We start from the raw sequence: 24,030 nt of genomic DNA, 5'->3' as shown, positions 1-24,030 counted from the left end.
GTGAAAGGTGACTAGTACAAAAAACACCGTTTTTTGTTTCTAAGGAAAGAACGTGAAAGAATGCAATACGAACGCTATGACTTCACCTATATGGCTGACGATGGCCTTGAATATATTTTCAAAAGCAATGGACCCAATGGAGAAATAGACCTGATAGTTCAGTTTACAGAAACACGTAACCCTAAAGTGTTCAATCTTTCGTTTGGAAACTTGCTGGCAAACGGAGATGTAGATGATATGGTAAAAAATAAAAACCAGGACAGGAACAAAGTGCTGGCAACCGTAGCCATGGCGGCTATTGATTTTCTTTCCAAGTATCCCGAAATTGCATTGACTTTCAGCGGAAGCACCAAAGCAAGAACAAGGTTATACAGAATGGCTATCACTGCAAACCTGGAATCGCTGAGAGAAGATTTTGATTTACGTGGCCTCACAAACTATCGCGACTATAAGTTCATAAAAATATTCAGTGCGGGCGTAAATTATGATGGCTTCTTAATTCAGAAAAAACTGTAAATTTATTGTATGGAAAGAAAAACACTTGCTCAACTCACGGAAGAATTCCGTAAACACGTAATGGTATATCCAGCCTCGCAAAAACGAGTAAAAGGGCCGCTATTTCCTGAAGAGCATGCAAGAGTAGAAGAAATGCTCAGCAAAGTAGTTAACTGGCCACCAGAACTTCAACCGAAAAAACCATAAGCGATAAAGCGGGGCTCAACAGTCCCGCTTTATTTTTTACACCCAACACCTGCATTCATCTCTATTGGCAGCATTATGCTTTTACCACTGCTTTTTTTGCTGAATCAGGGTAATAGTTCCTCCTCCTCCACTCAAGGCATTTAGGTAAATTGTGGTATGCAAAAAGCCATCACTACCCTTACCTTACTCCTGCTGACCATCACATGCTTTACACAGGAGCCCAGAAATCTGCTGCAACAAAAAGCCACCCATGCACAACTCGACGCATGGCTGCTTCCCCGCAACAAATGGATCACCTACCCCGCATACGCCGACCGCGCTGGCTGGGATCAGCTCACCGGTTCAGTTCGCAATAAACTTATCAGCGACGGAGAAGCCAATCTGAAATACAAATGGCAGCCCGTACTCGCTACCGAATACCTCGCATTCGAACGAGACGGCAACCGCATGATTCAGGAAACGCCCCGCAACGCCAACATCCATGCACTGCTGCAACTCACGCTGGCAGAACTCGCCGAAGGAAAGGGCCGCTTTCTCGATCAGATCATCAACGGCGTATGGCAGACCTGCGAAATGACCGGCTGGGCCAACTCCGCTCACCTGATTGCGCAAAGCACCAAACGAGCATTGCCCGATCATCGCGAACAACTCATCGACCTCGCCTCCGGCGATATCGGATCGCTGCTCTCCTGGATTCATTACTTCTTCAAAGACACATTCGACAAAATCGATCCTGTGATTGCAGCTAAGATCAGATCGAATGTAGAAACACGCATCCTCAACCCATATCTCGAAAGAAACGATTACTGGTGGCAGGCCCTCAACAACCAGAACGGTATCGTCAACAACTGGAATGCATGGTGCAATTCCAATGTACTTGCCTGCTTTCTGCTGATGGAAAATGATACTGCCAAACTCCATGCAGGTGTGTACAAAACCATGCGCAGCATCGATCAGTTTATGAACTACGTAAAATCCGATGGAGCCTGTGAAGAAGGTCCGGGTTACTGGACGCACGCCGCAGGCAAACTCTTCGATTACCTCGAAATGATCAACAGGGCCACCGGCGGGAAAATAAACCTGCTCGATAATCCCATGATCAAAAGAATGGGAGAATACATTGCATACAGTTACGTCGGCAATGGATGGATGGTGAACTTTGCCGATGCCCCCGCCCGTGGGAACGGCGAGCCCGGCCTCATCTACCGCTACGGCAAAGCAGTTCAAAGCTTCGATATGACCGGCTTCGCCGCAACACTGCTCGCAGAAAGAAACGGCAACAACGATCTCTCCGTCAGCCGTAATTTCTACCGCACCATGGAAAACATTTCCATCGATGCTGCATTGAAAGCAACTCAGCCTGCACTGGTTTCCGCCCCATTCACCTGGTACCCTCAAACCCAGTTCTGTTACATGAGAAACAACAGCGGCTATTTCCTGGCTGCCAAAGCAGGTTTCAACAACGAAAGCCATAACCACAACGATGTAGGCACTTTCTCGCTCTACATCGATACACTGCCGGTATTCATCGACGTTGGCGTGGGCACTTACACCAAACGCACATTCAGCAGCGACCGATACAGCATCTGGAGCATGCAGAGCAATTACCACAATCTCCCCATGATCAATGGTGAAGCAGAACATTTCGGCGCCGAATACAAAGCCACCGATGTGCAATTCGATGCACAGAAACGCAGCTTCTCACTCGATATGGCTCCTGCCTTCGTTAAAGAAGCTGAAGCAAAAGTCTGGAAACGCGCATACACGCTTTCCGACAAAGGATTGCTGATCACAGATAAATTTGAACTGAACAAAACCGTCGCACCCAATACCATCCACTTCATCACCTGGAAACAACCGGTGATCGCAGGCAAGGGCATTATCGAAATTCCCAATGGGCCAGCAATGGTACAGCTGACATACAGCGGAGATGCCTTCGATGCAACTATCGAACCTATCGAACAAACCGATCAGCGGTTGAAAAGCATCTGGGGACAATACCTCTACCGGATTGTTCTCAAAGCCCGCAAACTGCAACAACAGGGACAATACAAGTTTGTCATAAGTAAAAGGTAAGTCTTTCAAATTTGCACAAACGATTGTGGGACTATAGTACAAATGATTTGATTATCTTGAAGCACATCCTGAAAAAAGCAAAAGAACACCAATGAAAATAATTGCTGCTGTCTGTGCACTCTTATTGACCACCACCCTGCTGCATGCCCAAAAGTCCCGCATTCAGCGTACCGCAAAAAAGCCTTCCATGGCATCATTGATCAAACAGAACTTTGCACTGGCCGATACCCAGTACAAGTTTATGATGACGCTTACCCCAGCCGATAAGATGCCGCAATCCTGGAACGACAGCACAAAAAAATTCGATGCCCGCGATATCACCTGGTGGTGCAGTGGTTTCTATCCCGGTACACTCTGGTACATCTATGAGCAAAACCATGATACAACAATCAGAGCAGAAGCAGAACGTGCCCTCAAAGTAATTGAGCCCAATCAATACTACACAGGCAATCACGATCTGGGTTTCATGATGTATTGCAGCTTCGGCAATGCCTACCGCATTACGAAAGACCCCAAATACAAGCCTCTCCTTTTCAACGCCGCTCAATCTCTTTCCACCCGATACCGGCCAACTATCAAAGCCATTCAATCGTGGAACAGCAGTAAGAAATTTGCATGTCCCGTAATCATCGACAACATGATGAACCTTGAACTGCTCTACTGGGTAAGCGACACGGGAGGCGATCAGAAATTCAGGAGCATCGCCATCACACACTCCAATACTACCCTGAAAAATCATTTCAGACCAGACTACAGCTCCTGGCATGTAATCGACTACGATACGCTTACCGGTAATGTACGCAACAAACTCACCGCACAAGGTTATTCCGATAACTCGGCCTGGTCGCGGGGACAAGCCTGGGGATTATACGGCTACACACTGATGTATCGTTTCTCGAAGAACAAAATTTATCTCAATCACGCACGGAAGATCGCTGCATTTATTCTGAACCATCCCAATCTTCCGTCAGACAAAATACCTTACTGGGATTTCAATGCGCCCAATATTCCCGATGCCAAACGCGATGCATCTGCAGGTGCTATCACCGCATCTGCCCTGCTTGAACTTGCGCAGTATACCAATGATAACGAAAGAAACGAATACATTGAATCCGCTGAAACCATGCTCCGTTCACTCTCCAGCGATGTGTATCGTGCCAAAGCATATGAGAACGGCGGCTTTTTGCTGAAGCATTCCGTTGGTGCTTTGCCCTACAATTCTGAGATAGATGTTCCACTCGTCTATGCCGATTACTATTTTCTGGAAGCACTCAAACGATACAAAGACTGGTTCCTGAAATAATCATCACACCCATTTCATTTCTATAAATTCCGATGTGCATGAGAAGAAGAAACTTCCTGCGATGGTCCTCTTTACTGGGCTTTACAGGTTTATTGCCAGCTGCGCAACTGATGGCCAATGAGCCAAATTCACCCGACAACACAAAACTATCTGATCGTGCATACTGGATAAAACTGCTCGATCAGATTGCCAGTCCTGTCCTGTCCAATATGAGCAAAGGATTGCTGCAAAAGAATATGGAGATGCAACTCAGTCCCACATGGGATGGCAGGCCTAAAGAAGTGGGTTATATGGAAGCATTCGGCAGACTGATCGCCGGCATCGCTCCATTTCTCGCACTCCCCGACGATAACACAGAAGAAGCACTGATCAGAAAGCGGCTCCGCGCAGACGCACTCAGCAGTTTCGCGCATGCAGTTGATCCGCAAAGCGCAGATTTCTTATTATGGGGTGATGGTAAAACAGCCCAACCATTGGTGGATGCAGCCTACATTGCTCAGGCATTTTTGTATGCTCCGGATGCATTGTGGCAGCCACTCAGCAATACTACCAAAGCTCGATACATACAGCAGTTCAAGAACCTTCGGAAGATCAAACCTTTCAACAGCAACTGGTTGCTGTTTGCAGCCATCATCGAAAGTTTTCTGCTGAACATTGGTGAAGATATCGAGGCCGCACGCATCGATAACGCCATTGAAAAACTCACGCAATGGTACGTGGGTGATGGCTGGTACAGCGATGGCGACAAATTCCACTTCGATCATTACAACGGTTATGTGATGCATCCCATGATGACGGAAGTGCTCCGCATAAACAGCAAACACGGAAGAAGAAAACAAGCAGAATTTGATATTGCTTACAAACGCATGCAACGTTATGCATCGTTTCAGGAAAGATATATTTCTCCCGAAGGAACCTATCCGGTATTCGGCCGGTCATCCACCTACAGAATGGGCGCATTCTGGCCGCTGGCGAAACTATCCCTCGATAATGCGTTGCCCGAAGGCATCAGTGCGGCACAGGTAAGATGCGCGCTCACAGCCGTGATGCGCAGGATGTTCGTCCCCGGCACTTTTACCAAGAACGGTTATCTCACACTCGGACTGATTGGTGATCATCAGAACAATATTGCCGATTATTATTCCAACACGGGCAGCATGTATATCACCAGCCTGGTTTTCATGCCGCTTGGATTGCCCGCCACCGCTGCATTCTGGACAGCTCCGTTTGCAGACTGGACGCAACGCAAAGCGTGGAGTGGACAACCATTTCCAAAAGACTATGCAGTAGATTACTGATACATGCAAAAGGGCTACCGAAAACGGCAGCCCTTTTTGCACTAAAACAACAAGCAATCGAAGCTTAGTTTACGAAGATCTCTTTCAGCTTTGCTTCCAGATCTGCTGAGTATCCGGTATAACTCTTCACTATCTTTCCTTCTTTGTCAATCAGGTAGAGTGTAGGGATTCCGCTGAACAGGTAAGTATCCATCGTTTTATTTTTATCCGGGCTCAGTGTCTGTGCCCATGGCATGCCTTCTTCATTCATCGCCTTGATCCATGCTTTGCGATCGGTATCGATGGAGATGCTGAGCACATCGAAGCCTTTTGCTTTGTATTGATCGTACAATGCACGTACTTTCGGAATGGCCTGACGGCAGGGTCCGCACCAGCTGGCCCAGAAATCGATCAGCACATACTTGCCTTTGTAATCTGCCAGTGAGATCTGTTTGCCATCCAGGTCGGGATAAGCCACAATGGGCGCGGGTTTTCCGGGCTGCAGCAGTTTCGCCTGTGCGATATTGTCTTCCACTTTCTTCTTGTATTCGGCAATCTCTGTAAACCAGGGATAGTTCTTTTTCAGGTCCGCCAATATGGGAAGAATGAAATCCTGGTTCTTTTCCCAGTTCATCATTTTGATACCTGCCAGTACCACCGGGCGTTTTTTGTAAGCGCTTACCAGCACTTTTATTCTGTCGCGGAAATCATCGCCGAGAGTACGATATGGATCGAGCCCCTTCAGGTAGCTGCTCCAGCTTGTATCTGCCACTTTACCTGCATAATACATTTCCTTGCTCACAGCGATCATTGTCTGATAATCTCTGTAAATAGTATGATTCAGCAGATTCAGGAACTGGTTATCATCAGAACCCTCGATAAAAATATAAGGGTTGTTCTTGATCTTCATTTTGGCGGTATCGTAACCACGGCTTTGAATATTCATATCGGCATCGCCCCAAACCGTGATGCGGTCCCATCTCAGGATCTCCAGATCATAGAATTTCGGACGGCTGGCATCTACGGTGAACTGCCATTTGCCATCTTCCTTCACTACTACGGAATCGATGGCTTTGTACTCTCTTCCATCCCTGAAGCCAATCCAGACTTTGTTGTTCGCGGCATATTTCTCAGGGTTCAGGAATTTAACCTGACCGCTGATAACGATATTCTTTTTCTTTGCTTTGGTCTGGGCCCCTGCTGTTGCCGCAGCAGTAAGGGCTAAAGCGAATACAAAAATCTTTTTCATTATTGCGAATGCATTTAAATTGAGTGGGAAGATACCCTGCATTCACTTCACGGTTTGCCGCCATTACACCAATTGCGGTTTCCGGTTGACCAACTCGAAATCAGCCCGGTTTATTTACATACATCGTTTACCCCTTTTCATCCATCCTTTACCCAAACTGGTCATTCCATAACCAAAAAGAAGCATATTTTTATAAACTTCATATTGTTTGAAACCAGGTATTAAAGATGTACGTAGAACTGATCAAAAGACCGCTGCTCTCGATTATTGTCCACTGGATTGTATGGGAAGGACTGTACTTTCTGATGGGATTGCCCATGGTACTGGCTTCTCAGTACAGGAACTGGGATACCTATTTCTTCAATTATGGCGTGCTGGGCAGCATGAATTTCCTGCTCTTCTACTTTTGTGCATTCTACCTCATCCCTGCCGTCTTCGTTAAGAAACGCAGGATCGTTTTGCTGGTGATCAGTTGCATTGCACTGGCTTTGCTCTTTACCCTGCTCAAATTCAAGGTTGAAATGTGGAGCTACGACATGAAGCTTGAGAATGCAAAGGCCATTGCTGCCGCCACTCCTGTGAAACCCGGCGTTAAAATGGCGATGCCTGCCATTCCCCTGCGCCCGGCATCGATGGGCAGTTACCTGATGATCTATATCTGGTTCAGTTTTCCGATCATACTCATTGCATTCTCCTACCGCCTGCTGCTGGTATGGTACAGTCAGGAAAAAGTGCGTAAAGACCTCGAGAATCAACGACTGAAAGCCGAGCTGAGTTTTCTGAAGATGCAGATCAATCCGCATTTCCTTTTCAATGCACTCAATAATATTTACAGCATGGCGGTGCTGGAAAGAGCCGGCAAAACAGGCAATGGCATCATGAAACTCTCTGAAATGATCCGCTACATGCTCTACGAAAAGGAAGACGATCAGAACCGCGTTCCGCTCGATAAGGAGATTGCGCATATCAACAATTACATCGATCTGCAGAAGCTGCGATACGAAGGCGATATCTATATGAACTTCACCATCGAAGGAGAGATCATTGGCAAGAAAGTGCCACCCCTGCTGCTTTTCCCGCTGATAGAGAATGCCTGCAAGCATGGCATTGTGCAGGATAAAGACCGGCCCGTGAGCATTCATCTGGCGGTAAACAACAAAGAACTGACTTTCTCCATCCATAATTTCAAGAATGATTTTCTGAAAGATCAGACCGGCGGTATCGGCCTCGTAAATGTACAGCGCAGACTTTCCCTGCTGTATCATCATCAGCCCGTTCTGAGCATCGACAACAGCAGAAAGGAATTCCATGTACAATTACAATTACCTTTATGAGTGCATCAAACGAACCGAATATGCTGAACTGTCTGGTGATAGATGATGAGCCACTTGCTATCAAGCTGATTGAAGATCATATCAGCAAGGTGGATTTTCTGAGGCTGGTGGGTGTGAACACCAATCCGCTCGAGGCATTGATACAATTCAATCAGCAGCCTGCTGATCTCATCTTTCTCGATATTCAAATGCCGCAGCTGAACGGCGTACAGTTTATGCAGCTGTTGCAGAACCGTGCGCAGGTGATCATCACATCCGCATATCAGGAATATGCATTCGATGGCTTCGAACACAATGTGGTGGACTATCTGCTGAAGCCCATTTCGTTTGAAAGATTTTACCGTGCGGTGGAAAAAGCCATGAAGACAGCTAACCCCGCTGCCAGGCTGCCGGCCGCGCCAGATCTGTATCCTGCCACAGGCGGATATATTTTCGTAAAGGTGGAAACCAGAATGGTTCGCGTAGAACTCGATGATATTTTGTATGTGGAAGGATTGAAGAACTACCTCTCCATTCATACCCGAACGCAACGCATCATCACCCTGCAGTCGATGAAACAAATGGAAGAGGCATTGCCGCCGAATCGTTTCATCAGGGTGCACAAATCTTATCTGGTGGCGCTCGATAAAATAAATGCTGTAGAAAGACAGGAGATCCATATCGGCAGTACCATCATACCCATTGGCAGTACTTACTCTGAAAACTTCTTCAAAATGCTGAACAGGTTAAAAGCATAGCTGAAGAAAGTTTCGTAATTCCGGCAGGAATTTTTTAAGTTTACAATCTCTACATCAACGATCTTGTCCTTCCATTAAACCATGTGATTTCTTTGGGCTTTAAACTGATAATGCAACATTGCAATCTGAACGTTTACATACGGGCAATCCCCATCCCATGCCGGAGGACGATCAGCTGCTGCAACAACTTTCGCAAGGCAGTATCACTGCTTTCAAGTGTTTGTATCAGCGATATCAACCTGTATTGCATCGTTATCTCCAGCCCTTCAGAATGGTGCAGGATGCAGATGAAATAGTGCAGGATATCTTTCTGAAACTCTGGCTCAAACGCAAATCCCTCACCAGCATCCGCCGTTTCGATCAGTATCTTTTCCGCATGGCCCGCAATCGCCTGCTCGATCTTCATAAGAGCAACCGTGCCCGCCTGCAACGCGAAACCGAGTCCCATCCTACATCTGAAGCCGCAACAGCATTTAACTTCAACAAACTCGAACACAAAGAATTCTACGAATTCGCACTCCGCGCCATTGCGCAACTGCCCGAACGGCAGCGCATCATTTATGAACTGAATGTATTTCAGGATCATTCGCTCGATGAAATTGCCGAACAGCTCGGTCTCTCCAAATCGGTGGTGATCAAACAGCTCTATCTGGCCAACAAGTTCGTGCGCGGCGAAGTGAAAAAATTCGGACAATTGTTTTACTCCATGCTTTCCATCCTCCCATAAAAATTATTTCAGGAATCGGCGTCCATGAATTTTAAGCAGTGTCGTCTTAATAGTAATCAACGACTATGAACTATTCCGATCTGCTACCAAAATTTGCTGCCGGTACAGCTACGGAGGAGGAACGAGAAGCATTCAACGATTGGCTTTGCACCCTCACTCCTGATGCATTCCGTGAAGTACTGGCTGCATATGAAAATGCACTCACAGCCCAAACGACATTCGCACCCCATAATCAGCAATTGCTGCAAAGCATATTGCACAATATCGAGGCACAGCAACAGCAAACACCGGTTCGCCGCCTGTTCGGCAGTAAGTTGTTCAGGTACGCCGCTGCCATTGTCTTAATTGGATGCGCAGGTACTTTCTGGTTGTTGCGCAACGATCAGCGACAACCACTTGCGGAAAAAGAACAAACACCATCTGGTCGATCACCGAATGATATTCCTCCCGGCAAGGAGGGCGCCATTCTCACACTGGCTGATGGACGCACCATTGTTCTGGACAGTCTGCAACCCGGCGCCATTGCACATGAAGGCAATAACCAGATCATACTGAAAGATGGTCAGCTCGATTACCTGCATGGGCAAAAAACGGGCACCAGCGCTGCTGTGCTCTACAACACCATGCAAACACCGCATGGGCGCCAGTTTCAGCTGACGCTTCCGGATGGTACGCGCGTATGGCTCAATGCACTGAGCTCTATCCGTTTTCCGGTGGCATTTGCCGATACACGCGAAGTGAACATCACAGGCGAAGCCTATCTCGAAGTGGCTAAAGACCCGCGCAAAAAATTTGTGGTGCACAGCAATGGCATTTCCACTGAAGTGCTCGGCACGCATTTCAATGTGAATGCTTATGAAGATGAAGACGCGGTGCGCATTACACTGATCGAAGGGAAAGTGCAGGTACGCAACAATAAAGAAGCTGCAGCACTGAATCCGGGTATGCAGGCTAAAGCGAAGCAGGCAGCGCCTATCGGCATTACACCTGTAAATACCGATCAGGCTATTGCGTGGAAGAATGGTGTTTTCAATCTGCAGGATTGCAGTCTGCACACAGTAATGCGCCAGATCGCAAGATGGTACGATGTAGAGATCGTGTACGAGAAGAATGTTCCTGAACTTACTTTTCAGGGAAAGATGCAACGCAATCTCAGCCTCACCCAGCTGCTGAAAGGTTTGCAGGATCAGGAAGTGAAATTCAGAATAGATGGGAAGAAGCTGATTGTATCACCATAAGCGAATGACTGCCTCAGAAATAAAAAACTGCTCCGGGTAGTGACCGGAACAGTTGGATGCTCTGAGTTGATTCATAAATAAGTCCGGCAAGACTTGCATTTATTGTTTAACCCAAAACTGTTACAAAAGTATGCAATTAACTATTGCGAAATCCCAGGTTACTGCGGGATTCCTTTGTAATCAAACTGCTGCACCCCTGGCCTCCGAAACGCCCGTTGCCAGTGTGTTTACAAGGTCTCCACGCAAGAGCCTCCACCAAACTTTGCGAGTTATGAGACTCACTGCTTTGCTGATGATTTCCCTTTGCCTCCATGTGAGTGCAAAGACCCACTCCCAAACCATCTCCTTTTCGGGGAGAGATGTGTCGCTGGACAAAGTGTTCACTGCCATCGAAAAGCAGACCGGATACTTTGTGGTCTGGAAAACCAATCTGCTAAAACTGAGCAAACCTGTTACCATTCAGGCAGACAACATGCCATTGAATCAGTTTCTGAAACAGGCTTTGCAGGATCAGCCGATCGGATTCACCATCGAGAACCAGACGATCTTCATTCGCATGAATCGTATTCCGGCTATTCCGGCTGTTCCGGCATTTCCGCTCTACACCGCGGAAACAGCATTTGCCAATGGGATGGTCACCGACGATCAGGGCAAACCTCTCGCCGGCGTGAATGTGCAGGTGAAAGGCACTACACGCGGAACCATCACCAATGCAGAAGGACATTACAACCTGCCTGCTTCTCCCGGTGATGTACTCGTTTTCTCCATGATCGGTTTCAAAACCAAAAGCGTAACAGTTGTAAAAGAACTGATGCCGAATGTTTCGCTGTCTAAAATGCCAACCGAGTTCACGGAAGTGATCGTGAGCGGGTTTCAGGACAGGCGCAAATCCATCACCGTAGGCTCCGTAGCTACCGCTACAGCAAAAGACCTGGAGAATGCAGGTATCACCACATTCGATAAAGCCCTCTCCGGAAAGATGCCCGGCGTATACGTTCGCAGTGTATCCGGCAGACCGGGAGAAACCGGTTCAATTATAATCCGGGGAATCAATACACTCACCGGAAACGTAGAACCACTCTATGTTCTGGACGGAATGCCATTGCAGGCCGGTGAAGTATCGGGAGGCATGAATAGTCTCATCACCAACGGCATCGGCAATATTCCTCCTGAAAACATCGAAAGCATCACCATTCTGAAGGATGCGACTGCTGCATCGATCTACGGATCGAGAGCCGCCAACGGCGTAATTGTGATCACCACCAAAAACGGAAAGATCGGCAACGACTACGTGAACTACACCGGCAAGTATGGTGTAACACTTCGTCCGGAACATAATTTCAATTTCATGGATTCGAAAGAGAAAGTGGCTTTCGAGCGTGGCATCCGCAACGATTTCTTTCCATCCTACGAACGTGGCGGACGTGTGAATCAGCTGCTCAATCTCGCCGATAAAGGCGCCATCACTTACGAAGAAGCTGAGCGCCGCATCGCTGAACTCGAAAACACCAATACCAACTGGATCAACGAGCTTTATCGTGTTGCACAAAGCCAGAGCCACAATATCAGTTTCAGCGGCGGCAATACAAAAACCACATACTACGCCGCACTGAACTTTCAGGATGCGCAGGGAAGCCTTATCCAGAACAGGTTTCAGACGGGAGGATTGAACATGAAACTTTCCCGTTTCATTACACAGGACCTGTTGTTCAAAGTGAACCTCTACTCTACCATCAAACGGAATGTTGAAGGACAGCCGGGCATGGACCCATTCAGATATGCTGTATTTGCAAATCCATACGAGAAGCCGTATAATGCAGACGGATCCTATGCTTCGGACAATACATACCGCGCCATTCCCTATACCGTAGGTACTGCTTCTTCACTCATTTATTCCAACTTCAATATGATACGTGAGCTGAAAGAGAACAAGCTCACCAATACGTATGGAAATGTACGTGGACAAATTGCATTGGAATACAGTTTCCTCCGCAACTTCAAGTACACCGGCAATGTGGCTGCGTCTTACACATCCGTGCAGGATAAAGATGAGAGCTATGCAGGCACTTATCGTTCATGGGCCAATAACTGGCTCAACACCAGTGCAACCAACTTCAATATCCTTCCGGAATACAACAGAGGTTTTCTTGGAGAGAGCAGCGGAAGATCGTTCGATTACACTGTTCGCAACACCATCGAATACAATAATACCTTTGCAGGCAAACACTTTGTACAGGGCTTCTTCGCCAATGAATTCGGAGCAGTGAAGAACGATCAGTTCAGGCATTTCAATCCGATCTATCTGCAGAAGTATGCGATCGCCGGATATCCAAACTGGGACCTGGTTCCAGACACGCGCTACATGAATATCAATCTGCAGCGTCTCGGCGGAACATCTACCCGTGAAAACAGAAGCGCCAGCTTTATCGGGTCGGCAGCTTATGCATACGACAACAGGTACGTGCTGAATGCCAACGTGCGTTATGATGGTGTAGACATCATCGGATCGGACAATCAGTTCTCTCCGCTCTGGTCTGCCGGTGTTAAATGGAATGCGCACAACGAAGCTTTCCTCAAAGATTACGAAAGCGTATTAAGCAGACTGGTACTGAGTTTCGGCTATGGATATCGCGGCAGCATCAACCGTTCGGTATTGCCATTTCATACGTACGAAGTTGGTACCAATGTGTACGGAGGAGTGCCTGTAGGAACCAATTTCAAATACGGCAATCCCGTGATCAAATGGGAGCAGAAACGCGAAACCAACCTCGGACTGGAACTCTCGCTTTACAAAGGCAGAGTGAATACGGAGCTTCGCTACTTCGATGAAGAAGTATCCGATCTGCTCGATCAGACAAAAGTGCCACCATCCGTTGGCCGCTCTTCTGCCACTGTGAACGTAGGCAATCTCACCAACAAAGGATATGAGATCAATGTACGTGTGGAAGTGCTTAAGAACAAAGACATGCTCTGGGAAGTAGGCGGAAACTTCACTAAGATCAACAACAATCTCTCCAACGTATTCCGCAAAGAAATGCCGGAAGTGCCTGATACCACAACACTCAACATACAGGATTATCCGGTGAACGGATGGTTCGGCTATAAGTATTCGCACGTTGATCCCGAAACTGGCGACCTGATCGTATATGCACAGAAAGTGAATTCGAAAGTAGAAGGCGGCAGTGTGAAAACCACTCTCGAAGACGCGCAAATAAATCTGAGCAAGATCAGTGAGCTCGATCTGAAAGGCTATCGCCCCTACTATCTCGGCAGATACGATGCCAGCTGGTATGGCGGTTTCAATACACGTTTCACTTACAAAGCCATGGAATTCACTGCCAGCTTCGTTTACGCGGGAGGCAATATGATCCAGAGTTTCAGAGACAGATCTCAGGGCCCCAGCGGATTTACAGACGATATCAATGCAAGCCGCACCAACCGTCTCAAAGAGAATCTCTATCGCTGGCGTCAGGCAGGTGATGTAACAAATATCCCTGCATTCAGGAACAGCGTGTCGAGCTACACGAAATACCTGATCTCTACCGATATCGAAAGTGGCGATTACCTCAAATGCAATGAGATGTCGGTATCCTGGAGAGCACCTAAAACAGTACTGGGAAAGTCGGCCGTGAAAACACTCAAAGCCACACTGGTAGCGAACAATCTCTTTGTGATCAGCAAATACAGCGGCACAGATCCTGAGAGCCGACTGCCATTTGGTTATCCCAATACCAGAAGCTTCGCATTATCATTAACCGTAGGATTCTAAAACTGACTGCAATGAAAAAGAACAAGCTCATCATAGGATTGCTGGCATTGGCTATCGGTGCTGCATCCGGTTGCAAACAATACCTCGATCTTCCACCAAAGAATCAGCGGACGGTAACCACCACCACCGATATGAAATCGCTGATGGCAGGTTATCTCCGGTCCATTGCCGAACTGCGCGTAAGAAATCAGTACGACCGTCTGATGCCGCTGGCTCCGATAGAAGCCACCCTGATGTTTGAAGCATATTCAGACAATATTGATATGGAAACCGCGCTCACGGCCTGTTACCTGAAGCCCAACAATATTCATATGTCGCAGGAGAAGCGCTATGCAGACCTGCTGCTGTGGAATGAAGTGGCTACACCCACTGCCATCTGGACGCAGCATTATGAACTCATCGGATTCTTCAATGCACTGATCGATCAGATGAACGAAGAGATCAAAGATGCCACCAACGAACAGCGCGATCAGCTGCTTGGCGAACTCTACACCAACAGAGCTTACTACTTCTTCAAGCTGCTCCAATACTTTGCGCCCTATCAGAAAGCAGAGCTGGGCATTCCCGTATACCTGCATTCCGGAAAGGCTGTTATTGGAGTAGACATGAGCCGCAGGCCGCATGCAGAAGTATACAAAACCATTCTCGACGATCTCGGCAAAGCAGAGACCATGCTCAACAGAACACAGCCGCTCACCGGATTCAATGTGCTCTACAATCAGCGCTTTTTGCATCACCTGATGGCACAGGTGTATTGGTTCAAGGCAGAATCACCGGCGAAAGAATCCGGCGATTACGAACAGGTGAAGAAACATGCATCCATTGCAATTGATGGAGTAGAAGCAAACATGCCACGCACAGGAGTGGCGATGAAGGAAGCTTATTCCGGACGAAACGCCAACTATCCTGCCGTGAATATGGAAACACTGAGTCAGGGTGCCAACAGCGCTATCTACGGAAGTTGTTTTGCGTATCTCGGCATCAACCCTGCCGACGTTCCATTGAAGGCAGATTTCTGCGCACTCTTTTCTACAGACGATATCCGCAGCCAGATCTACTTCAATCAGGATCCTTCGCGTGCGGGCGGCAAGGTTGGTCCGACAGGAAGGATCATTGCACAGGGATGGCCTGCAGACAACAGCAATGATGGCAATCTGAAACGCGGCAATACCTGCCTGTTCAAACCCGAAGAAGCGTATCTGATGCTCGCAGAAGCACAGTTCCGCACCAGTGCAACAGGCGAAGCGATCAGTACACTCAACAAATTCAAATCGTTCCGCAATGCAGGCACAGCCGATGGATTGAGCGGCAATGCGCTGTTGCAGGAGATCATCAACGAACGCAGAAAAGAATTCTTCGGCGACTCCGACAAACGCTGGATCGACCTGAAACGATTCGGAGGAGTAGATATCAACCGAAAGCTGCGCTTCTTCAATAAGAATTACGATCTCACTGCAAGCAGCAACGATTATCATTATGCATTGCCAATACCGCTGGCAGAATTGCAGCAGAACAAAAACATGATCCCCAACGAAGGATGGATCACTATCGAATACTAACCCAATTGTTCAACATACAGAAACAGCAATTATGCAAAGGATATTATTCAGCGCTGTACTACTCCTACTGCTGATGAGCAGCTGTAAGAAATCAGGGTTCGATTATCAGCTCTACAAACCCACCATCGGAGACATAGACTCCATCTATCTTTCAGCTACCGATAAGATGATGGTAGCTGATGGACAAGCCACCCTGCAATTTATTGTGGAAGGATACAGAAAAGTACATCTCAGCTCCGGCCGCGACTCCATGATGATCATCGACATCAAACAACTGCCCGCAGGTTCGTTGAAGATCATCGAAGAAAAATCAGGGCAACAGGTTGGCCCCACCTACTCTACCAATGTGATGAATACTGATACCGTGAAATTCCATGCTGAGATCGGAAACAAAAGATCAGCGACTAAACCGGTAGCGCTTCGCGCGAAACCAGCCAAACCTGATGTGCTTTATATCGATGTAGTGTTCCATGTGTGGGAGCTCAACACCACCCACCCTACTTACGATCCCAGTTCTTATCAGGCCATCACTTATCCTCAGTTGCAGGAGGCAGTGCGTTACCTGAACGAAATACTCAGCAACAAACTGAGCAGGTCTCCCAATGGCGCGGAAGCCGGTGTGGTATTCAGACTGGCGACAAAGAATCAAAACGGTGCAACGCTCACCCAGCCTGGTTTCGACAGACAGATCTACAGCGATAACATCAAAGTAAATCCATCAGCGACCATATTCAGTCAGAATGATTTTATCACGTTTATCAATAACAACAAAGCAAGCCTCATCTGGAATCCTAAGAACTTCCTGAATGTGCATGTGATGCCATTCGGATCGAACAACTCCATGGGCAATACAGCCCCTACGAAGCAGCTGGCGCCGCAACCAGGACAAACACCGATACCCGGTGTTGCAGGAACAGCAGCAGATGAGAATGATTTTGTAACCGACTATGCAAATGCAACAATCGGTATCGCACGTACCATTTTCTTCCCCGGTTTTGAAAGAAAGATTGAGATCTTCAGTGCCATCGGACCGTTCTATGGACTGTACTCACCTTCTTTCAATGCCACCAGACAGTACAATGATTTCTGTTATGATACCCGAGATTATGATGTGCGCGATCCGCGCAACAGTGGACTGAACACACCTGTGAGAGTAGGTCTCGATAATGAAAAATATTATGCGGATAATATCATGGATGATACGCGGTATCCGACTGCAGGAAACTCGATTACTATCGATCAGATAGCGCGGATGCGTGCAGTGATGACGCGTTGTCCGGGTCGTATGAATGCTAAGAACCAATAAGCATCGAAATTAGTTCTCATGTGACCCGTTATAATGAAGCTGCCCCATTCAGGGGCAGCTTTTTCAATTTCATTATTTCAAGGCGTATTTTGAACATAAGTAGGATGAGCCCAATTCATGTAATCCTCAAAACTCATTCTTTGGCCTGTTGTAGTGAGTGGTCCGGAGTTCTAATTATGCCTTTTGCAGAATGCTCAACTATATTTTTTTGCTGGCGGATATGTTTATTAATCTGATGTTTGCGGGGATTTAAAAGCTGGCGATCTTCTAAAGTGGAGCAATATAATGCTCCATAAAATTCAGTCCAGAGCAGGTTCTCCAACCCCAGTTGATACTATCCACCTATTCTAAAAATTTTCACTTAATAAGCTAACTCAAAATTTGTCTTAGTATTTTTTAAGAAGTGAATCTTGCAGCACTCCAAATCTATCATTTCCTGTATGTTTCAACAAGATAAATCCATTGTTAATCTGTTTGCCACTTTTAATATTATTAACTGTTAAACTATATTCATCGGCCTTTTTCCCATTGACAATCTTAATGTAATCCAATTCTCCATCCTTATTGAAGTCAATAATGCTATGAATGTCACCAAATCTGCTTTCAAACTCCCAAAACTTTACTAATTTATCATTACTCTTTAATTCCACTAAAACAAAGTATGTAATCTGTGTCCCTGAACCTGAGGCGGATTGAGCTTTGCCTGCAAAAACCAGGTATTTTTTTCCTGCAAACTGGAGTCTGCTTATTTCAATTGCTAAGGGATTTATTTTTCTTCTCAAATTAATTGGAATTGTTCCTAGTTCCAGAACATCATTTTTATTATTTGAATATCCTGTATAGGTAATATTTTTCATAATTGAATCTGAAACAAATCTTGCAACATATTTTGTACTATCTGTACCATTTTCTGCATAAACAAACTCCCCCGATATTTTAATAAAACCAAGAGGTCTATTATCTGATAATTTCAAATAAATGTTATCGATATCAATACTATCTGTCGCTACGACTTTTATTGCTGTATTCTTCTCATTACTACTTGTTTCTTGCGAATTACAAGATTGACAAATCCAGCAGATAAGTAATAGAAATATAAAATTGATTATTTTCTTCATAATTCACTTTTAATATCGAGGTGCTCCTGTAGCTCTGATGTAAGCATCTGTTTTTTTCATGAATGTGGTTTGGTAGCATCGGCCGGATAACCACCCGGTACAGCAACCTTTGGATAAGCCGTCTCAGGTATGTTGTAGAATAGTGCAGGTTCTTTAGCGCCTGGTAAGCTGCTTCCATCGTGGCTAAATAGTTGGCGGTATCTTTCTGCTCCGTTAATACCCTCTTACGTTGCCGAGATGATCTTTGAGGAAGTAATAATAGAAGTATCTGGACAAATGATGCTTATCTATAATACAAGGTCTACTTCCTGAAGGAAAATAAACTGTTGGATTAAAAATGAGCGTACTAACAAGAGAAGTTTCAGTTTTCTCTTACTTTTTCAGTTTCAATCTCAAAGATTGAATTCGGAGAATCATTTTTGGGGTATGAATTCAATGTAGTTATTTGCAATACACCCTAAGTTAATTGCTTTCGGTATTCCTCCTTTAAAACTTATACGAACTTTTTTGTCACAGTCCTTTTCAACTAAATTGAATACCATACAATTATGAATTATTGATTCAGGCAGATAATTACGGGTTGGAACTGGATAGTATCCAATTATTTTATTCTTTATATTATAGAGAAGTATTTTGCTTTCGATTGTAGGACTAACTTTCATATTATAAACATAATACGTCTTTATAACATGATACTTGATCTTATTACTTGTGATTATATTACCTAAATAATTTGACACAAGTTTACTATTCTTATCCAATAGAATTGACGAGTCTTTGTTTGTAATTTTTTTGTTTATTAATTCCAAGTTTAGCTTTGTTCTTATTACTTCGAATTGCCTTTGACTCTGTGAAAAACAATTAACAGAAACGCTTAATTGTAAAAGCAGTATTAGTGATTTCATGATTAATAATTTTTAGGATTCGGTTTTTTACTTTCATCTCTCATTGTATTAACCCTATCCTTATAGTTGTCTACGCCCCCTCCATTATAATTTTCAAGGGCAGTATCATACCCTTGCCACTCATATTTTTTTTCTTTAGTTTTTCCACCGTTTGTATACTTTACATCCGTTGCCTTAAACCCCTTTCCAATTAAGTATCTGATTGCAAAATTTATTTCCTGATGAGTTGAGTATTTTTCACCTTTTTTAATTCCGATTGAGGTTTTGTCTGGAGTAAAATCTCCATTCTTATTAACCTGCAATATAGCTCCGGTTGTTCCAGCATGTGACTCCTGCATACTCCACGCTTTGACAGTATTTACAGATATTTCAGGAACTTTAGCCAATTCTCCCTGAGGAATAATATCTCCTCCTTTATCCCCAACTACCATGTTTCCAGACTTCAATTCCAGATTAGTTAAAAAAGTACTTGCTGCTATTTGGTAATCATTTTGCTGAAATTGTGCTCCTGTCACATCTTCAAAGCCACCTGATTCATTTTCTCTTCTTTGGATTACATTAGGCAAAGGAGCATCGACATACATTGGAGGCTGCATTAATCCTGCAGAAAACACAACAACTGCTCTAAACTCTGTTTCAGATTTTATTCTACTAATTTCTTGTCCTTTTGTGTTGAAGTACACGATATCCTCTGGTGCTCTTCCATCTTTATCAATGAACCTAAATGGATTATTATATCCAAAGTTAAAAGGAGATATCCAACTCATCTCACTTGCTTTAGGATCCACAAGATGCCACCTGCCAATCTGCGCATCATAGATTCTAGCTCCAAAGTCATACCAGTCAAGGCCACTGCCATCACTGAACTCTTTTTCCTGTTTTTCCTTCCCATTGTATTCATACTTATTATCCAGTCTGCCTGCCGCCTTGGAGCTAATCCCCGCCATCGTCAATCCAAACGGATAATAGTGCGTTTCCTCCGTCATTGGCCCTGTGTAATGCCTCACACTCAGGTTATCAAAGAACACATCCCAGTTCTGCGTTTCATTGCTTACATAAATGTACAAAAATCCATTCTTAGGGATGGTTACAGTAGGGGGAGCTAAAGCCGTCAACACATCCGCATTGCCGACCGGCAACGCGCCACTGCCGGTGCTCACGTATTTGAGTTGTTCATCCAACAACATCCAGTTCAGGTAAGCTTTGGGTTTGGAAGGAAGTGTACTGTTGTTGCCGGTTCGGAAACTATTCAATGCTCCTACCAGCGGGCTCGTAGATAGGTTATTAAGTTGTGCAAGAGCACCTTTGGTTTCTCCTGCTGCTCCGGTAATGCCACTTGCCAGTACGCTCAGGATATCATTCAGCGGATCACTGGTAGAACCGGCAGTTCCATTACCCCGGTAAAAGGACTTTACCCCAAGATCGATCTTATCGCCACTCATCACCTTCAGTACCAGTGAAGGCCCTACTTTGCGACCACTGCCATTAACGCGGATCAGCGAGTCATTGGGGTTGGTGGTGGCATCGGCTGGATAACCACCCGGTACAGCAGCCTTCGGATAAGCCGTCTCCGGTATGTTATAGAATAGAGCAGTTTCTTTAGCCCGGTACGCAGCTTCCATTGTGGCTAAATAGTTGGCGGTATCTTTCTGCTCCGTTAATACCATCCTTACGTTGCCGAGGTGGTCTTTCGGGAAGTAATCGTAGAAGTATTTGTAGGCACTACTGCCATTCTGATAGTATTGTTTAGAATAACGCAGCCTGCCTTCTTCGTGGGACAAAAACTGTAAGGTATCATTCTCATACACGGCTCCGCCGAGATACAGGGTTGTTTTAGTGGGCTGCCCTGTTTCTGCAACGGTTTTCTTCAGTTTGTTGCCTGCCGCATCATAGGTATAGGTGATGGTGCCTTTGACAGCCCCCGCAGTGGTTCGTACGGTGATCACCGAAGGCAGGTTCAGGTGATTGAACACAATACCGTTATTACCGGCATCGCCGATATCTTTGTTACGATCACGGATCATGTTGCCGTTGCCATCATACACGTAATCTATCGCAGCAGTGGTTTTGTTGTTGCTCAGGGCGGTCATGTACAAGGACGAACTCCGGAAGTCTCCCAGTTTGGTTTGCGCATCATTACTGCGGTCGATTACGTTCTGCAGTTTGTTGCTGTTGTTGTACGTGTACAGTAGGCTGTCGATGGTGGCGCTGCCACCCAGTTTCCAGCCACGTTGAGACATCGAAAGAACATTCCCATTGGCATCATAGCTCATGTCTTTGGATGTGAAGTCAAGGCCAGCGGTGAGATTGAACGTTGTTCCGGTGTATTGGGTGAAGTTTGCTTTCAGCAGTCTGTTGGCAGCATCATACCCAAAATCGTATTTACGTTTTTCGCCATCACCCCTGCTCTTCCAGACTGTACCAGAAATATTGCCGTTGTACTGTGCTGCTGTGTAGGTTTGATTGCCGATCAGTCCATTGTTGACCTTATCATAACCCAGGTCAAAGCCAAAATAGTTATTTGGGTGAACATCCTTCGCGTAACTCCTGTTGGTGCCTAACAACCAGCCCCGAATGTTATATTCATACCGCAACGAGTCTATGATATTTGCTCCCCCCAATATTTTTTTGCTCAGCTGACCGAGTGCGTCGTATTCGTTGCTGACAATTACTTGTTCAGGCTTGGTTAAAACGATGCCATTGATGGTACTGCTGATTGTTTTCTTTATGTTCAATACACGGCCGAGATCATCATACTCCATTTTGGTTACGATGATATGCGTTTGCGGATTGATTCCGGCCTTTTCCTGCTTTTGCACCACCACCAATGGTTGACCACTCCAACTGTATTGAGTGGTAACTACATCTACACCACCGGTGATATTCTGCGACCGCGTTTGGATCAGTCGGTCTTTATCATCATAAAAATTTACAGTGGCCAGCAACTGACTGCCAGTGCCCAACACCTTCATTTTTCCTCCGGTAACCAGTCCGGTTGTGGAGGTAGTTTTTTGTACCGCCTGAGGGTAAGGCCAGACAGTGTTGGAAGCGGACAGCAAATACACATTAACATCACTGATAGTAAAATCTTTGAGAGCCGCAGGAAGAGTAGCAGCCCAGGTGTAATTATCATAGTAAGTATTTGTTAACTCTTCGTAAGTCTGTCCTGATAAATCCGGATAGCCATTGTAAGGAGGATTATCAGCCTGTGCTTTGTGATAAGCTTTGTCATTGGCATTGTTCCACAATCCGGTAATAACAGGCCGGTTCAGGTTGTCATATTGGGTGTACAGCCATTTTTTTGTACTGTTGCCTCTGTTCAATGAATCCTGCAGCAGTATCATTCGATCGCGCAGATCATATACCATCCACACTTCACCGGCACCTGGTACTTTCTTCACAATCATGCGCCCTCGCTCGTCGTACTCATAACGGAAGCAATACTCGTTCAATATCCCGGCTGTTAAAGTCCATGCGTTTTTCAACAATAGCTCTACTCCGCTGGGTTGAACTACCAGCCTGAGGCGGCTCAGGTTGTCATAAATATAATAAGTGCATAACCACCCGGAATGGCCAGTGGAGGGCGTTGCAGCAATCTGTACTTTCTTTAGAATCACTTTACCTTCACTGTCTTTGTATTCAACGACCTTTTGTTTCTGTTCATCGATGGTTACATTCTTATACAGGGTATTCGCTGCATAGGATGCAGAAGTTGAAACCGTCGCTTCGTCCGTTTTCCAGATTCTTACAGAATCCGCAACAGCATTGATCAGGTATTGCTGACTGATGCTCCGACGGGTATTGGCGTCTGTATTGGTTTCGCTCCCCGCCCAACTGTTGCCGGTTGCATAAGCATCTGTTACCCTGTTGAGCGGAGAAGCTTCATAATTGGTTTTGCTGTAGTAGAAAGTTTCGCCAGGGAATTGTCCTTTATTGAAAACAGAATCCTGCTGAAAGGGATTGAGTTTAAATGCTCCATTATTGATAGCAGTATTGCCACCGGTGTTATTGGCAGCAAAAGGCAGGTATTTATACACTTCTCTGCCATATGAATCATATACTACCGGGTTAACAAGATCAACAGCAGTTGAACCTGATATCAGCGAACCTTGTTTAATAACGGTTTGCAGCGAACGGCCCAATCCATCCACAAATTGCGTTGTCTGCTTTACATCTTTCAAAGGTTTTATTACCAATACCGAAGGATCGTTTTCAGGAGCTGTTGCTGACCATGTACGTATATAATTGATCTTGCCGGCGGTATCATAAGCAGCTGGTGCTTTTTGCTGTGCAGTGGAAGCAAGGCATTGAACCATGAGACACAAGACCAGAACTTTCCCTTTCATATGTTTTACTTTAGCGGACATTCAAGAGGTTTGAAATTGGAAACAACAAATGGCTATTTATCATATACCAGCACAGTTTTCTTTTGTTTATACAATAAATACTTTTCAGGGGGCAGCACTGCGCTGTACAAAGTATCTCTGCTGTTTTCTATCCGCTGCAAAAGAATCCGAAGGGAGTCTGTGCCTTTATACTTGATGAACAAAGGCATTTTCTTATTATGCATCTGCATATTGATATCATAGATCGCTACCCTTTGCTCTTCTGTCAATGCGAGTGAATCTTTCATCTTCTTTGCAATTTTTGCAGCCACTTGTTCTCCCGGAGATTGTGCACAAACTGACAGTGTTAAAAAAACAATACCGATGGTTAATAATATTTTCATA

At 45.6% G+C, this 24,030-nt stretch carries 17 protein-coding genes; 12 read left to right on the top strand and 5 right to left on the bottom strand.

Annotation, left to right across the window (positions count from 1 at the left end; all coding sequences use genetic code 11):
• The first annotated feature begins 33 nt into the window (after window positions 1-33).
• The 5 genes from HHL16_RS23670 (at window position 34) to HHL16_RS23650 (ending at window position 5,379) form a co-directional block, all read left to right on the top strand.
• Entirely contained in the window at window positions 34-516 is a 483-nt protein-coding gene (locus HHL16_RS23670) for a hypothetical protein (protein WP_169427807.1), read from the top strand.
• A gap of 9 nt (window positions 517-525) precedes the next feature.
• Entirely contained in the window at window positions 526-702 is a 177-nt protein-coding gene (locus HHL16_RS23665) for a hypothetical protein (RefSeq protein WP_169427806.1), read from the top strand.
• A 156-nt stretch (window positions 703-858) separates the two neighbouring features.
• The gene (locus tag HHL16_RS23660; protein WP_169427805.1) at window positions 859-2,778 is read left to right on the top strand and encodes a heparinase II/III family protein; all 1,920 of its coding nucleotides are present in this window, start codon (window positions 859-861) and stop codon (window positions 2,776-2,778) included.
• A 91-nt stretch (window positions 2,779-2,869) separates the two neighbouring features.
• Window positions 2,870-4,081 carry a glycoside hydrolase family 88 protein gene (locus HHL16_RS23655; protein WP_169427804.1) on the top strand — a complete coding sequence of 404 codons (1,212 nt, stop codon included), beginning with the start codon at window positions 2,870-2,872 and terminating at the stop codon, window positions 4,079-4,081.
• A gap of 38 nt (window positions 4,082-4,119) precedes the next feature.
• Window positions 4,120-5,379: a DUF2264 domain-containing protein gene (locus tag HHL16_RS23650; protein WP_169427803.1), complete on the top strand. Its 1,260-nt coding sequence runs from the start codon at window positions 4,120-4,122 to the stop codon at window positions 5,377-5,379.
• Window positions 5,380-5,443: 64 nt separating this feature from the next.
• Here HHL16_RS23650 and HHL16_RS23645 read toward each other — a convergent pair whose 3' ends face one another.
• The gene (locus HHL16_RS23645; RefSeq protein ID WP_169427802.1) at window positions 5,444-6,607 is read right to left on the bottom strand and encodes a TlpA disulfide reductase family protein; all 1,164 of its coding nucleotides are present in this window, start codon (window positions 6,605-6,607) and stop codon (window positions 5,444-5,446) included.
• 227 nt (window positions 6,608-6,834) lie between these two features.
• Between HHL16_RS23645 and HHL16_RS23640 the strand changes: the two genes are divergently transcribed.
• The 7 genes from HHL16_RS23640 (at window position 6,835) to HHL16_RS23610 (ending at window position 17,277) form a co-directional block, all read left to right on the top strand.
• Window positions 6,835-7,941, top strand: a complete 1,107-nt coding sequence (locus HHL16_RS23640; RefSeq protein ID WP_169427801.1) for a histidine kinase — start codon at window positions 6,835-6,837, stop codon at window positions 7,939-7,941.
• Window positions 7,938-8,678 carry a LytTR family DNA-binding domain-containing protein gene (locus HHL16_RS23635; RefSeq protein ID WP_240966298.1) on the top strand — a complete coding sequence of 247 codons (741 nt, stop codon included), beginning with the start codon at window positions 7,938-7,940 and terminating at the stop codon, window positions 8,676-8,678. The genes HHL16_RS23640 and HHL16_RS23635 overlap by 4 nt, the downstream gene beginning before the upstream one ends.
• 157 nt (window positions 8,679-8,835) lie before the next feature.
• Window positions 8,836-9,405, top strand: coding sequence for a sigma-70 family RNA polymerase sigma factor (locus tag HHL16_RS23630; RefSeq protein WP_169427800.1), 570 nt, complete (start codon window positions 8,836-8,838; stop codon window positions 9,403-9,405).
• 65 nt (window positions 9,406-9,470) lie between these two features.
• The gene (locus tag HHL16_RS23625) at window positions 9,471-10,643 is read left to right on the top strand and encodes a FecR family protein (protein ID WP_169427799.1); all 1,173 of its coding nucleotides are present in this window, start codon (window positions 9,471-9,473) and stop codon (window positions 10,641-10,643) included.
• Window positions 10,644-10,914: 271 nt separating this feature from the next.
• Window positions 10,915-14,412, top strand: coding sequence for a SusC/RagA family TonB-linked outer membrane protein (locus tag HHL16_RS23620; RefSeq protein ID WP_169427798.1), 3,498 nt, complete (start codon window positions 10,915-10,917; stop codon window positions 14,410-14,412).
• 11 nt (window positions 14,413-14,423) lie between these two features.
• Window positions 14,424-15,971 (top strand): RagB/SusD family nutrient uptake outer membrane protein, encoded by a 1,548-nt coding sequence (locus HHL16_RS23615; RefSeq protein ID WP_169427797.1) that lies wholly within the window; start codon window positions 14,424-14,426, stop codon window positions 15,969-15,971.
• A gap of 31 nt (window positions 15,972-16,002) precedes the next feature.
• On the top strand, window positions 16,003-17,277 hold the full coding sequence (locus HHL16_RS23610) for a hypothetical protein (protein WP_169427796.1): 1,275 nt from the start codon (window positions 16,003-16,005) through the stop codon (window positions 17,275-17,277).
• Between the two features lie 386 nt (window positions 17,278-17,663).
• Here HHL16_RS23610 and HHL16_RS23605 read toward each other — a convergent pair whose 3' ends face one another.
• From HHL16_RS23605 to HHL16_RS23590, 4 genes are all read right to left on the bottom strand, one after another.
• A complete protein-coding gene (locus HHL16_RS23605) occupies window positions 17,664-18,395 on the bottom strand; it encodes a hypothetical protein (protein WP_169427795.1) in 732 nt (243 codons plus the stop codon).
• A gap of 413 nt (window positions 18,396-18,808) precedes the next feature.
• On the bottom strand, window positions 18,809-19,300 hold the full coding sequence (locus HHL16_RS23600; protein WP_169427794.1) for a hypothetical protein: 492 nt from the start codon (window positions 19,298-19,300) through the stop codon (window positions 18,809-18,811).
• Window positions 19,301-19,302: 2 nt separating this feature from the next.
• The gene (locus HHL16_RS23595; protein ID WP_206022552.1) at window positions 19,303-23,646 is read right to left on the bottom strand and encodes a DUF6443 domain-containing protein; all 4,344 of its coding nucleotides are present in this window, start codon (window positions 23,644-23,646) and stop codon (window positions 19,303-19,305) included.
• 53 nt (window positions 23,647-23,699) lie between these two features.
• Window positions 23,700-24,029 (bottom strand): hypothetical protein, encoded by a 330-nt coding sequence (locus HHL16_RS23590; protein ID WP_169427793.1) that lies wholly within the window; start codon window positions 24,027-24,029, stop codon window positions 23,700-23,702.
• Between the last annotated feature and the right edge of the window lies 1 nt (window position 24,030).

This window comes from Pseudoflavitalea sp. G-6-1-2 (genome assembly GCF_012927185.1).
GTDB lineage: Bacteria > Bacteroidota > Bacteroidia > Chitinophagales > Chitinophagaceae > Pseudobacter.
This window is presented reverse-complemented; position numbering and strand designations above follow the sequence as displayed.

Coding starts and splice junctions, on each gene's coding strand:
- HHL16_RS23665 (WP_169427806.1), top strand. CDS start 526: ATGGAAAGAAAAACACTTGCTCAACTCACGGAAGAATTCCGTAAACAC.
- HHL16_RS23660 (WP_169427805.1), top strand. CDS start 859: ATGCAAAAAGCCATCACTACCCTTACCTTACTCCTGCTGACCATCACA.
- HHL16_RS23655 (WP_169427804.1), top strand. CDS start 2,870: ATGAAAATAATTGCTGCTGTCTGTGCACTCTTATTGACCACCACCCTG.
- HHL16_RS23650 (WP_169427803.1), top strand. CDS start 4,120: ATGAGAAGAAGAAACTTCCTGCGATGGTCCTCTTTACTGGGCTTTACA.
- HHL16_RS23645 (WP_169427802.1), bottom strand. CDS start 6,607: ATGAAAAAGATTTTTGTATTCGCTTTAGCCCTTACTGCTGCGGCAACA.
- HHL16_RS23640 (WP_169427801.1), top strand. CDS start 6,835: ATGTACGTAGAACTGATCAAAAGACCGCTGCTCTCGATTATTGTCCAC.
- HHL16_RS23635 (WP_240966298.1), top strand. CDS start 7,938: ATGAGTGCATCAAACGAACCGAATATGCTGAACTGTCTGGTGATAGAT.
- HHL16_RS23630 (WP_169427800.1), top strand. CDS start 8,836: ATGCCGGAGGACGATCAGCTGCTGCAACAACTTTCGCAAGGCAGTATC.
- HHL16_RS23625 (WP_169427799.1), top strand. CDS start 9,471: ATGAACTATTCCGATCTGCTACCAAAATTTGCTGCCGGTACAGCTACG.
- HHL16_RS23620 (WP_169427798.1), top strand. CDS start 10,915: ATGAGACTCACTGCTTTGCTGATGATTTCCCTTTGCCTCCATGTGAGT.
- HHL16_RS23615 (WP_169427797.1), top strand. CDS start 14,424: ATGAAAAAGAACAAGCTCATCATAGGATTGCTGGCATTGGCTATCGGT.
- HHL16_RS23610 (WP_169427796.1), top strand. CDS start 16,003: ATGCAAAGGATATTATTCAGCGCTGTACTACTCCTACTGCTGATGAGC.
- HHL16_RS23605 (WP_169427795.1), bottom strand. CDS start 18,395: ATGAAGAAAATAATCAATTTTATATTTCTATTACTTATCTGCTGGATT.
- HHL16_RS23600 (WP_169427794.1), bottom strand. CDS start 19,300: ATGAAATCACTAATACTGCTTTTACAATTAAGCGTTTCTGTTAATTGT.
- HHL16_RS23595 (WP_206022552.1), bottom strand. CDS start 23,646: ATGAAAGGGAAAGTTCTGGTCTTGTGTCTCATGGTTCAATGCCTTGCT.
- HHL16_RS23590 (WP_169427793.1), bottom strand. CDS start 24,029: ATGAAAATATTATTAACCATCGGTATTGTTTTTTTAACACTGTCAGTT.